The organism is Deinococcus fonticola, from assembly GCF_004634215.1.
Classification (GTDB): domain Bacteria; phylum Deinococcota; class Deinococci; order Deinococcales; family Deinococcaceae; genus Deinococcus; species Deinococcus fonticola.
The window spans coordinates 1-11,303 of record NZ_SMMH01000056.1; the positions used below are offsets into that span (position 1 = coordinate 1).

The window sequence follows — 11,303 nt, forward strand, 5'->3', positions numbered from 1 at the left end:
CCGGGGGGGGTCATGCCTGCCCCTTGAACTCATGCGGTAAGCCTCCCGCCAGCACATCCGCTTCAGCGGCACGCAAGGCCAGGCGTATCGGCTCGTCAAACCCTGCACCTGAAGGAATGCGGCTCACACTCGCTTGATGCTGCCCGTACCGGAAGGCGTAAGGGCGGTACATCCCCGGCACGTAATTAGCCCGTGGGGACGCCAGCAGGGCCGCCCCCGTGTCGCCCACTTCCTCAAGGAACCTCACCCACGTGTCCCGCGCCCGTTCCTGATCCCGGCTGCCGCTTCCGTAGTGTCCGGCGGCATTCTCGGGGCGGGGAAGCTGGAAAGTGGCCTGAACGCTGGCCTGTGCATTTTCCAAGTCAGCCGCCCACGTCAGCCGGGCTTCCGTGATCTTCCGCAACTGGCCGCGCACAAAGTCCCCCAGTTCCGTCAGCAGGGCGTCCACCGTCTCACGCCGCTCGATTAACCCAGCACAGGTGCGCCGCACGTCCTCCAGGGCTTCACCCCTCGCCTTCGACGCTTCCAGAGTGCCCAGTTCTGCCTGCGCCTGACTGATCGCCTGACGCTGTTCAGCAATCATGGACGCCAGGGCGTTCCGCTTTCCCTCCAGATCGGCCAGGGCCGCGAAATCCCGTGAGCCACTGGCCTTGAGTGCCTGTATCTGTGCGGCCTGATCGGCCTCCAGGCGGGAAAGTTCCACCTCATCGGCGGTGAGTTCCTGTAGTGCGCTTCTCGCTTCTCTGATTCGTTGATCTAGGTTCATGTGTCCACCATGCAAAAAAACCGCTCTCCCAGTCAGGGAGAACGGGCAGAACGGGGAAAACGGGTTACAGAACTGTTTCCCAGTGCAGCGGGAAACCGTACCGGGCCGCAAAGTTCATCAGCACATCAGCCCGGACGTAACGCCAGGACGCGCCCTCATTGAACCGCTCGGAAGGCAGTGCGCCACTCCTGAGCCAGCCCTTCACGGTTTCCTCGCCCATGTTCAGCACGCGGGCCACCTGCCCACGGGTCAGGCAGGCAGGCACGCCCGGCGGGGGCGTATAGAACGGGGGGGGTGTGGTCATGGCGTCACCTCCAGGTCACTCACGGCCAGGCGTCCCAGCAGGGTACGCGCCGCCTGCTTGCCGGTCGCCGTAATCTTGCCGTCCTGCGTCAAGCCGTGACTGGCGGCCAGCATCAGGGCAGGCCCGCACCGTTCCGGTCGTGATTCGTTCACGAGTTGCCGCACGTGGGTTCGTTCAGGGCCACGGGGCAGGGCGTGCGAGTAGGCCAGCAGGACAGCCCACTGAAGGGGCGTCAGGCGCTTCATGCTTTACCACCTTTGCGGCCACCGTTGCCGCTGATTCCTTCCAGCTCGCTCACGTCCACAGCCCTGACAACCTCGAATGTCCCCCTGGCCGGATGCCATTTCACGATCCACTGCCGGGGAGCTTCCCCTTCACGGTTTTTCACCAGATCCAGCACCAGGTACTTCCACAAGCCCTTGAGGGCCGCCCGTCCGCTGCCGGGCACAGGTGCCGACTCCAGGCCCAGCAGCATCACGTCCTGCGCCCCCAGTGGATATAAGAGGCTAGCCGTATAAGCGGTGTACTCGACTCCACCGGATTCCTTGAACACGCTCAGACGGGCTTCCAGCGGTTCCTTCAGCAGCTCGCCATAATTCCCGCGTCCCACACTGGAGATCAGCAGCAGCGGCGTATTCAGTTCCCGGCCCAGCCTCACCTGAAGGGCCGTTACTGTTTCGTCGATCTGATGCCGCCGGTCTTTGTTGTCCCCGGCGGGCATCCGCTGGAGGTAATCGAGGATCACCAGGGGGGAGACGCCGTGAACGGCCTTCAGGCGCTTCACCTGCGCCGCGATTCGATCCACGCCCCACGCCCCACCGTCGACGCCGTTGCCCTCATTCACGGTCAGATAAGGGCCGACGGTCTGCGTCAAGTCCTGATAGGCCGGGCTGCGCCGCAGTTGTTCCCCCACGGGATGCTCTGCGGTGCCGCCGGTACGAAGTTGCCGCAGTCCTACACCTACTTTCGTGCTGATGAGTCGGCCCCACAGCTCATAGCGGCTCTGCTCAAAAGTGACGTACAGGACGGGGCGGCCCTGCCTGGCGTTATGTTCCGCAATGGCCAGCGCCAGGGCCGTCTTACCGCCGCCCGTGACGCCGCCCAGGACGTGAAGGCCGTCATAGAATCCGCCGCCTATGGCTTCGTCGAAGTCCTGTAAGCCCGTGGGGTACGTGTTCCCGCCGCGCTTCAATCGAAGATCGGCCAGGGCGGGCAGTTCGTCCTGAAGGAAGTCCAGGTTCCCGGTAATGGGCAGGGCGTCCACCATGCCGCCTTCAATGGCCCTCAGCAGCTCTTCAGGGCTGGCCGTGAGGGGCAGGTCAGGCAGGGTGTACCACTCCACCCCGGAAGCGTCTAAGGCCCGTTCCTGTGCCTGCGTGGGCTTAATGATGAAGACAGGTCGCCCGTCCTGTACGAGTGAGCGCAGTTCCTCACCCGTGAGGGTGCGCCGTGCCGTGGCCAGTTCAGGATCCAGCTTGAGGGCTGCCTCGACTGGCGCGAGGGCGGCCTCGCCGGTCACGATCACCGGCACGTCTGCCGGAAGTGCTAGCTGTTCCGGCTCTGCCTGCTGTGCTGGCTGTGACGGCTTTCCCGGCTGCGGTGTGCTGAAGTCTGGCGTGGAAGTCTGCCGGGCTTCCCACGGTTTCCGCGCCGCCCGCGAGTACATGCTTTGTAGGCTGGCGCGGGCCTGACTGACGGTATAGGGATCGTGCTGGCCGTGCGTATCGTGCGAGCCTACGCGGCCAGCGTAGGCTTCCATGTGCGGCAGGGCTTCCGATTCGCTGTAACCGTTGTCCCGCAGTTGCGCGGCCAGCCATGCCCCGGCATTGTTGCGCCCTGCGCCACTGTCCACTTGCTTCAAAGCCCGGTCGATCAGCAGCGCGGCGTTCACGCGCCCGTCACCACTGCGGGCCGCGTAGGAGGCTCTAGGAGGCTCAGCAGCACGCGGCGCGGGTGAAGAGACCCGTGGGGCTTCCACCAGGCCCAGGAAAGCCCGCAGATCTGCCGGAAGGGTATCCAGGGGTAAAGGTTCCGGCATTCCCGGCTGCGCTTCCCAGCGATACGGGCCGCTGGCGTTCTCACTGGGGGGCATGACCGCATATCCACCATCGGCCCGAATGTCCAGGCCCGGCCACTTCTCCCCCATTTCTTTTTTCGCTTTGCTGTTCAGCGTGGCCACCTTCCAGCCCGGATGCTGAAGGTAGACGTGAGCGCCGCCGCTGCCTGTGCGGACGTGAGCAGGTAAGCCCAGGCGCTCGCGCAGTTGCTCACCGGCGGCCCCGTCGAAGTCCAGCACGATCAGCCCGGACACGGCACCCGTCACCACCGCTACGCCCTTGTCAGTCTCGCGGGCGTACCAGGTGCGTACCTGTTCCGGCGTGGGCGGCGTGTGCTGGAGGGCCGCCCAGCTCGGCCTGAGTTTGCCGTCCACTTCCCTGCTGTGCCCGGTGTCCACCAGGCACCAGTGCGGCTTCTTGGCAAAGCTGCCCTTCGTCTGCACGGGAAACACGCTCCACCCGCGAGTGACGGCTTCCAGGGCCGCATTCAGGACGGTGTTCACGAAGCGTCCTTATCGAGAAAGCTAAAGGCTTCTAACCATGTGGCACGCTCTTCTTCTTCTTGACGCTTCAGCCGGGCCAGGCGCTCCGGCGGAATATGCCTTTCAATGCAGTCACGCGCTAATTCTCGAAGTAAAGCCGGAGGAACGGCGTCCAGCTCGCATGACTCGCCCACAAAAGTCTTCGCCCTGCTGTCTGTTTTCTTCGTGGGCCGCGTGGGCAGGTTCCAGGCCCGGATCTGATCTTCGTTGACGGCCACCCGTTCAAAGTGAATTTCAGCGTGTGGGGCAAACTCCGTGATGCCCTCTTCGACTTTTTTAGGAATCAAAACGCCGCTGGGATCGTGGTCGCCAAAGTAGTAGTAGTAACAGGGCTTACCCACCCGCGCCGCGTGCATTCCAGTTGAGTACAGGTAAGGTGCGCTGGAGAAGCCCCGCGACACCATAAGAGGTACGTCATAGGGAATGGTTACATCTGAAAGAATCCCGGCCAGCGCGTCTTTCTCGCACCAGATTTCAACGTACACAGGCGCTTCATTCCAGAGTGAACGTCTGTATGCCTGGGCTGCGGCCACCAGAGCTTCCTTGATGTTGGAATAGCTAGGGTCTTTTCGCATCCACCGTGTACTGTCAGCAACCCAGCTATGCGGCAGTTTTCCGGCCCGGCGCATCTTCAGTAGTTCACGCTGCACCAGGTCATACCCTGGGTCTGTTTTCGGGACTACGCCCTGCACGCTCATTTGGTAGTACGCCTGCCTGACTGTGTAAGGTGGCCCCTGCCTGATCTCTTCATAGAGGGCTTTCTGTACGCTCTCCAGCTCTGCCTTGCTGCGCCTGTGCCGTTTTACGGGGCTAGCCTTATAAGTTTCATCTGAAGCTGCCACAATGAACCGCCTTTGCCCGGTTCCGGGCGGGGGAGTTGTCCGCAGAGGCTTTGCTGTAGGAGGCCGAACCTCTGCGGACGCTTTTATTTTCATGGCCGCCGCCTCTGGCGGGCGGACATGTCCTATGGACGGTATAGGAGGTTAATTAATTTGTTTTCCGCTGTGCTGGACGGCCTTCAAAAAATGGCACGGCCCCCTATCTGGGGTAAATTGGCCCCCTATCTGGGGTTAAATCGGTTAATTTTCAAGCCTCAGCAGTTCCCTGATTTTGGCCGTGTATTCAGGTGTTATCGCTTTTGCTTTCGGATCGTCAGCAGGCTTGAGCCAGTAAGTCACCATTACCGCAGACACGCCTAAGAGCTTTGCCAGCTCACCCTGCTTCATACCCGCCGCCTTCAATGCGGCCTTGATCGTTTCACCAGTGAGTTTCTTTTCAGGTTCAACAGTGTCCAGCACGCGGTCAAGTAATGGCCGCCGTGATTCGATCCCCACAATGGATAGTGACGTAGGCGAGTCTAGAAATTCTTCCCAGGTTGTGCCGGTGCGCTTGTTGCCGTGGATTTTGAAGGCAATATTATGGGCTGTCAGTATCGACTCAATGCGTGGAAGCTGCTCACGAAGCGTCTCACGGCATTTCTTCATGCGGGCGGCTGTCTGGGGCGTCCGCTCTTCAGGCTCCAGTTCCGCCCATGTGATGCTGTGCCCTTCCCATTCCTCTGCATTTTCTGGTTTGACTTGGGGGATTATCCCCTCCAGTACTTTCCTCAGCGGTACTCGCCGACCCTTGTCGAATCGCCATACATTGGCCGTGAGCCAGATTCCCAGCCATGAAGGAAGGCCAGCAGGTAGGGTGAAAAGCTCTCTGGGGATATCGTAGTGCGGCCTGTCAGGGCCAAAGAATCTTTTCAGCCAGTGTCCAGGGGCAATGTGAGCCGCGATGCTCTTAGCTTCTCCATCTGCACTAATCACAACAGGCTGATTGATGAAAAGCGGCTGCCGGTCAGTTTCTATACGTCGATCTGTGGAACGGACGGCTGCACTTAGTGTGCCCAGATCCTTCAGTGCTGCCCGAATTCTCTCAATGGCAACGGCTTTTTTAATATGGCCCTTCTCGAAGGCAGTTTTCAGGCCAGAAATATAGAGAAGATCCTTCTCGCCCAGCTCCACCCCGCGCCCGTTGCTCTCGCTCAGGGCAACACATAGCCCCGCGTGAAGGAAGGAATGCAGCAAGCCCCACCGCTTCAGAATTTCGGTAGTTTGCGCCGCCCCGAAGGGCTGCGGGTGAAGATCATCCTCGAATTCCAGTTCACCCAGGAAGTAGACGATGTGAACTTTTTCAGATTTGAGGCTGACAGGGTAGCCGCGCTCTACCTTCAATGCGCCCTGTTCAACTAAATCCCAGCCGCCCCGCTGCTGCATGGCTGTAAAGCTATGAGCAATCGCCCAGCCCGTAGCCGTACTGTGTAGCGGCCTCTCTTCATACTGAGAAGGTGCGGCCCGCTTCCCGCCTCTGGCGCGTGCTTTCGCTTTGAAGGGCCGACTCCCTGCGATCAGCCCCGCCCGGGGAATTTGCCGATAGGCGTACACGTCTCCTTCAGGCGGATACGGTGCGCCGGGTTTGACCTTGAAGTGAGCCACGCCGCCGACTGATACATAGCCCGCTTCCCAAACTCGATCAGTTAGGGCTTGAAACATCTCCTCTGCCTGGTTCGTAACGTCTGGCCCGAGTGCTTCAAATTCAGCGACTAGCTTCTTCTCTTTTGCGCTTCCTTTCTTTGTGCCTCGAATAAGACGTTTCAAACGAAGCTGTTTGTAGGCAACTACAAAGTTAAAGTCGGCCTCCTCTTGAGCCTGGAGTACGATTTTTAAACCTTCGTAGATATCAACTTCTTCGAGATGTTCTTTCTCGTATGCGGCCCACTCGGGATATTCTCTTTCCCGCTCAAGCATTTGCAATGTCTGCTTTTTAATTAACCTCATGGGGTCTTCGGGCATGCGGCGCATCTCGTCGATTTCTTCAAGCATCTCGTCCATGGCTATTCCTCCACGTACTCGAACAGGTCGCCCACGGTGTACGGATGGCCACTGAGACGCCTCAGCCCTTGCACGACGCCCGCGATTGTGGCGAAGTCGATTCGCTTTGATTTGCCGTTATAGAAGTCGTTGACGGTTGCGTACCGCAGTTCCCCGGCTTCAGCCAGCTCTGTCTGCTTGATTCGATGACGCCCCATGATCTCCGGTAGATGACTCTTTAAGGTTCCCATACCAGATATTCTACCCTATTTATTCCCACACTTGTACGATATACCGCTTGACACTCTATACGGAATATCGTATATTTAAGTCAGCAGAAAAGGGACGCCTACCCCGCGAAGAGAAGCGCCCCCATCTGACTCCCCCAGTAAGGAAGGAATCAAGATGCAAGATACCAAAGCACCCGCCCTCAGCCGCACCTGGAAGGCCGTTGTCACTTACCGCGAGTGCGGCACCGTCACCGCCGTGGACACCCACACCGTTACCCTCAGCCGTGAAGTGGTCGGCGGCCCGCTCAGCGCCACCGTGGACGGCCAGACGGCCAGCGTGGAATACGCCGTGAACCTGCTGGAAGGTGCCCGCGTGGAAGTCCTGGCGGAAGTCCTGAGCCAGCCCAGCGCCCCGGCCACCATCGGCAAGGCCCGCGCCCACAAGCTGCACACCATCATGGGCCGCTTGGGTCTGCACGATCACTACGGAATCGCCCGGCGCGGTGCTGGCCTCGATGAGTGCTTCAGCCTGGCCGCCCTGACTGAGCAGCAGGCCCGCCAGGTGTGGGCGTATCTGCTGAACATGTTCCCCCTCGACGCCCACCGCGCCGCCGCCTGAATCACGTTCCAGGGTGTGATTTCAAATCACACCCTTCACCGCCCTAAGCCTGACTTAGGCCCACTGGAGAAAACACCATGCCTGTCACCACCACTCTTGAATGCGATATGTGCGGCAAACCTAACGCCCTGGCCTTTCACCGTCCCAGCCAGATGACAGAGGCGCTGTGTTCCGACTGCGCCCGTAACGCCGCCCTGATCGACGCCGCCCACAATGACTTACACACGCAACTGGCCGCCACCGTGCAAGCGTGGGCGGGTCGCTGGGCAGGCGTCGGCGTGGGCGTCCCTGATCTGGGCTATGTCCTGTGGACAGAGGCCACCTACTGGCACCCGCTGGGCTTTCTGGGTTCTACAGATGACGCCCAGCAGAACGCCCACACCTTTGTGCAGGCGCTTCTGGATGACGTGAACTAGACTCCCCTCATCACCCCTTCCGCCCCGGCCAGTGTGCCGGGGTTTTCTGTGGCCTTTTTGGTGACGCCACCAAAAACGACAATTTGTCGCAAGTTAAGCACCACCACGCGCGAGGAAAATAAGCTGGGCAACGCAACGGCGGAATCCGCCGTTGCGCCCTCGTTCGCCGCCCACGCACGCGAGGGAATAAGTACGGGAATCCTGTACTTTCCCCGGCGCATCTATAACTTTGTTAGAGATGCATTCAAAGCGCCCACACGCGCGAGGGGGAAGTAGCGGAATCCTCTACTTATTCCCAGGTGTCTTTACCCTCAAGCCTGTTTCAAGGCACCTTCACGGGCTTCCTGTGGCCTCGTTTTTGCGCCGTATGTACTCGATGAGGGCCGTCTCGACGATATCCCCCAGCGTCAAGCCCTGGAGGGCCGCCACAGAGGCCGCTGCCCGCTTCAGTTCCGGCCTGATCCGCACATTCAACTGTTCGCGGGGCACGTCGGTACGCCTGACTTCACCCTCACCAGCCCGCTTGCCCCGCTGCTGTGGAGGCAGGGCATACGCGCCTGGTTCCCTCAATGCGTGCGCCGCTCCACCCGGCCTTTCAAGCCCTTCCGGCTGTACCACCTTCCCCGGCTGTGCCTGCTCTGCTAGCACTTCCGGCTGTGGCTGCTGTTCCGGCTGGCTGGCATAGTCGAAACGATTCTTCCGGCTCACTTCACCACCTCTGCGGCCACCGCCTGAACGTCTGCCCACGCTTCCCCGGCGCGGTCGTCTCGCACGTCACGCACCAGGCCGCCCACCTCAGCCGCCCGTTCATGGGCCGCGTACCGCCTCACCACCGCGTCCAGGCAGGGCACACCCGCCGCCCGCAGCGCATCCCGCGCATCATGGCCCACACGGCCCACTGGCGGGGCTTTCGTGATGACCACCCTCACCACGCCGCCCGGATCCTTCAGGGCACGCCACAGGGCCAGCGTGGAACCGATCTCCAGCCGTGAGACGCCGCAGGGGATCAGCACCCGGTCAAAGCTGCCCACCATTTCCGCCAGGTCATCCCGTGATGGTCTGCCTTCACTGTCCACAAGAAGGAAGTCCGCCTGCTGGACTCCCTGCCTGGTCTGCTCAGGCGACAGCACCCGGAAGGGCACACTGGCCAGCCCGGCCCACGTCAGGCAGGACTGAATGCGGGTGTCTTCGTCCACCAGTACCACCTTCCCCCGGTCACTCAGCGCCCCGGCCAGGTTGAAAGCCAGGGTGGACTTCCCCACGCCGCCCTTCTCAGACGTCACGGCTATTCGGTACATGCTGGGCAGCGTACCGGCAAACGGCCGGAACTGCGAGAATAGATAGCATTCCCGGCAATGCTCACACAGAATTAGAACTAATCGACATTAGTACGGGAACCGCTCAATTTGAGCGATTTGAAACGCGAGTGCGGACAGGACAGTCTGAAATGGGGGTGCCGTTTGAAACGGAATCCCCACCAACTGCCGGTTAGAACGGAAGTTGGCAGTCTGCCAGCGAAATAATTTCGCTGGCACCCAGTGTCGCTCCCGCGTGCGCGTGGGGCTGCCACGTACGGAAATAATTTCCGCACGTCAACCCAGGTCGCGCCCGTGTGCGCGTGGGGCTGACGGCGCGACGTTGCGGAAATAATTTCCGCAACGTGTCGCGCCCGTGCGCGTGCGGAATAAGGGGGCAATATTCAAATCGGTAAAATTTACCGTTGTGTGCCCCGTGCGCTTATTCAACTGGGGAAATTCCCCAGTCGGCACCTTCTTACCGGCGCGGGTAAATTGGTCGGCGGCACAAATGCCACAACAGGAGGCCCGGCAAAGGGTATCGGTTGCGTCTAGACCCTTCCACGCTTTCCCCAAAGTGCCATGTAGGCATTCAGGGCTTTTTCCTCTGGGGTTGCGCCTGGCGCGTCAAGGAAGGCCCGCGTGAGTTTCGTGTCACGCCCACGCACGCGCCACACCTCGCGCTGCTTGTCCGGCGGCAACAGGGCCACGGTGCGGAGTTTCAGCAGTTCAGCCGCTTTTGGCTGGAGAATGGCGAGACGATCAAAGAGGTTATCAGTGTGCGCCAGGCGCATTAACTTAGTCAGTTTCACGCCCTCACCCGCGCTTCACGGGTCAGCACGTCGGCCAGGTTCGCACTCAGCCGGAAATATCCCCGGTGCCATTTCGCCCCGTCCTGAAGGTCTGCGCTCTCCCACTCTTCCCGCTCCAGTCCCTCATGCCACCGATCCGCCGCGTCCCTCATCCACACGGCAGCATCAACCGGCGGTAGGGGGTACACACCGCCTTCTTCCACTTTCTCCAGGGCGTCCAGCCAGTCGGTAATGTGCGGAACATGTTCTTCCATTGGTCGGGCGACTGCCGCGCAGGCTTCACAGACTCGCGGCCATAATGCCGGGTCGACTTCACAGCGCCGCATGAAGTCCAGTATGAAGTCCCGGTCATCCCGGCCCAGCATGTTCACGGCGGCTTCCTGCTGGCGTTCCTGCGCCTCAATGCGTGCTGCCCTGGCCTGCTCTGCCTGCTGTTCCAATGCGTCCAGCCGGGTGGACGCGTTTCCTTTGGCTTTCCTGTTCCGGCGCGTCATGCGGTGCCCCTGGCCGCCCGGTACACGCGCAGGGCGTAAGCCTGCTGGCTTTCACCTTCAGCGGGCTTTCCGGCCAGCCGTACACCCTTCAGCAAGTCCTGTAGCCCTGCGTCCCCACGATTCCGCACTTCAGCCTGAAGTTCAGCAGGCAGGGCGAACAGTTGCCGCTTTGCCAGTTCTCGCAGGGCGTCCGGGTGGACGGGCTTCAGGGTGCCCGGCGTGCTGCGCTGCTGCTGTGCCCGCTGCTGTGCCTCCAGGGCGTCCAATCGCTTTCCCCGCGTCATGCCTGCCCCCTGCGTGACAGGGCGTCCACCCGGCGGGCCTTGTCGCCCACGATCCGCCCCGCGATTCTGCCGCCCACTTCCGGCCCGGCTTCGTCGAACACCACGCCCAGCACCGCATTCAGGCAGGAGAACATTTCACCTATGGGCAGATGTTCCGCCTCCCATTTCCGGCGGGCTTCCTCCAGCACGTCCAGCCTCTTCTTCGTGGTCATGCCGCCCCCTTCTGCTGCCCCTGCATGGCCTGTTCCAGCGCCTCCAGACGCGCTTCCAGTTCTCCAACTTCATACACGCGGGCGTAACTGCTGGCCGTCTGCGAAAGGGCATGAATGGCCTTCAGGCGCGTTCCGGTGTCGTCGTCGCTCAGCAGTTCCCGCGCCGTTTCCAGTGCCTCCCAGAGCATCCCGGCCACTTCCTTGAGGTTGCCGGGCTTGCTGGCCTTCTTCTTGCCCAGACGGGCATTCACGGGGTTAGGGTTAGCCATGTGGTTTCACCTCCTATAGAACCGGGGGGGGTCATGCCTGCCCCTTGAACTCATGCGGTAAGCCTCCCGCCAGCACATCCGCTTCAGCGGCACGCAAGGCCAGGCGTATCGGCTCGTCAAACCCTGCACCTGAAGGAATGCGGCTCAC

At 61.2% G+C, this 11,303-nt stretch carries 16 protein-coding genes; 2 read left to right on the plus strand and 14 right to left on the minus strand.

Features of this window, described 5'->3' with window-relative positions; translation table 11 throughout:
- Positions 1-10: 10 nt before the first annotated feature.
- The 7 genes from E5Z01_RS18155 to E5Z01_RS18185 all read right to left on the minus strand — a co-directional run bounded on the left by E5Z01_RS18155 (position 11) and on the right by E5Z01_RS18185 (position 6,775).
- Positions 11-766, minus strand: a complete 756-nt coding sequence (locus E5Z01_RS18155) for a hypothetical protein (protein WP_135230660.1) — start codon at positions 764-766, stop codon at positions 11-13.
- Positions 767-830: 64 nt separating this feature from the next.
- Positions 831-1,070, minus strand: a complete 240-nt coding sequence (locus tag E5Z01_RS18160) for a helix-turn-helix domain-containing protein (protein WP_135230661.1) — start codon at positions 1,068-1,070, stop codon at positions 831-833.
- On the minus strand, positions 1,067-1,315 hold the full coding sequence (locus E5Z01_RS18165) for a hypothetical protein (RefSeq protein ID WP_135230662.1): 249 nt from the start codon (positions 1,313-1,315) through the stop codon (positions 1,067-1,069). The genes E5Z01_RS18160 and E5Z01_RS18165 overlap by 4 nt, the downstream gene beginning before the upstream one ends.
- A complete protein-coding gene (locus E5Z01_RS18170) occupies positions 1,312-3,630 on the minus strand; it encodes a bifunctional DNA primase/polymerase (protein ID WP_135230663.1) in 2,319 nt (772 codons plus the stop codon). The genes E5Z01_RS18165 and E5Z01_RS18170 overlap by 4 nt, the downstream gene beginning before the upstream one ends.
- Positions 3,627-4,511 (minus strand): hypothetical protein, encoded by an 885-nt coding sequence (locus tag E5Z01_RS18175; protein WP_135230664.1) that lies wholly within the window; start codon positions 4,509-4,511, stop codon positions 3,627-3,629. The genes E5Z01_RS18170 and E5Z01_RS18175 overlap by 4 nt, the downstream gene beginning before the upstream one ends.
- Positions 4,512-4,748: 237 nt before the next feature.
- Positions 4,749-6,545, minus strand: coding sequence for a helix-turn-helix domain-containing protein (locus E5Z01_RS18180; RefSeq protein WP_135230665.1), 1,797 nt, complete (start codon positions 6,543-6,545; stop codon positions 4,749-4,751).
- 2 nt (positions 6,546-6,547) lie between these two features.
- The gene (locus E5Z01_RS18185) at positions 6,548-6,775 is read right to left on the minus strand and encodes a helix-turn-helix domain-containing protein (protein WP_135230666.1); all 228 of its coding nucleotides are present in this window, start codon (positions 6,773-6,775) and stop codon (positions 6,548-6,550) included.
- Between the two features lie 154 nt (positions 6,776-6,929).
- Between E5Z01_RS18185 and E5Z01_RS18190 the strand changes: the two genes are divergently transcribed.
- Positions 6,930-7,373: a hypothetical protein gene (locus tag E5Z01_RS18190; protein WP_135230667.1), complete on the plus strand. Its 444-nt coding sequence runs from the start codon at positions 6,930-6,932 to the stop codon at positions 7,371-7,373.
- A gap of 77 nt (positions 7,374-7,450) precedes the next feature.
- Positions 7,451-7,789, plus strand: coding sequence for a hypothetical protein (locus E5Z01_RS18195; RefSeq protein ID WP_135230668.1), 339 nt, complete (start codon positions 7,451-7,453; stop codon positions 7,787-7,789).
- A 333-nt stretch (positions 7,790-8,122) separates the two neighbouring features.
- Here the strand turns inward: E5Z01_RS18195 and E5Z01_RS18200 are convergent, their stop codons facing one another.
- From E5Z01_RS18200 to E5Z01_RS18230, 7 genes are all read right to left on the minus strand, one after another.
- Positions 8,123-8,497: a hypothetical protein gene (locus E5Z01_RS18200; protein WP_135230669.1), complete on the minus strand. Its 375-nt coding sequence runs from the start codon at positions 8,495-8,497 to the stop codon at positions 8,123-8,125.
- Positions 8,494-9,087 (minus strand): ParA family protein, encoded by a 594-nt coding sequence (locus E5Z01_RS18205; protein ID WP_135230670.1) that lies wholly within the window; start codon positions 9,085-9,087, stop codon positions 8,494-8,496. Before E5Z01_RS18205 ends, E5Z01_RS18200 begins: the two co-directional genes overlap by 4 nt.
- A 548-nt stretch (positions 9,088-9,635) precedes the next feature.
- Positions 9,636-9,896, minus strand: coding sequence for a hypothetical protein (locus E5Z01_RS18210; RefSeq protein ID WP_135230671.1), 261 nt, complete (start codon positions 9,894-9,896; stop codon positions 9,636-9,638).
- The gene (locus E5Z01_RS18215) at positions 9,893-10,390 is read right to left on the minus strand and encodes a hypothetical protein (RefSeq protein WP_135230672.1); all 498 of its coding nucleotides are present in this window, start codon (positions 10,388-10,390) and stop codon (positions 9,893-9,895) included. The genes E5Z01_RS18210 and E5Z01_RS18215 overlap by 4 nt, the downstream gene beginning before the upstream one ends.
- The gene (locus E5Z01_RS18220; protein WP_135230673.1) at positions 10,387-10,674 is read right to left on the minus strand and encodes a hypothetical protein; all 288 of its coding nucleotides are present in this window, start codon (positions 10,672-10,674) and stop codon (positions 10,387-10,389) included. The genes E5Z01_RS18215 and E5Z01_RS18220 overlap by 4 nt, the downstream gene beginning before the upstream one ends.
- Positions 10,671-10,886: a hypothetical protein gene (locus E5Z01_RS18225; RefSeq protein WP_135230674.1), complete on the minus strand. Its 216-nt coding sequence runs from the start codon at positions 10,884-10,886 to the stop codon at positions 10,671-10,673. Before E5Z01_RS18225 ends, E5Z01_RS18220 begins: the two co-directional genes overlap by 4 nt.
- Positions 10,883-11,155 carry a hypothetical protein gene (locus E5Z01_RS18230; RefSeq protein WP_135230675.1) on the minus strand — a complete coding sequence of 91 codons (273 nt, stop codon included), beginning with the start codon at positions 11,153-11,155 and terminating at the stop codon, positions 10,883-10,885. Before E5Z01_RS18230 ends, E5Z01_RS18225 begins: the two co-directional genes overlap by 4 nt.
- Positions 11,156-11,303 lie beyond the last annotated feature (148 nt).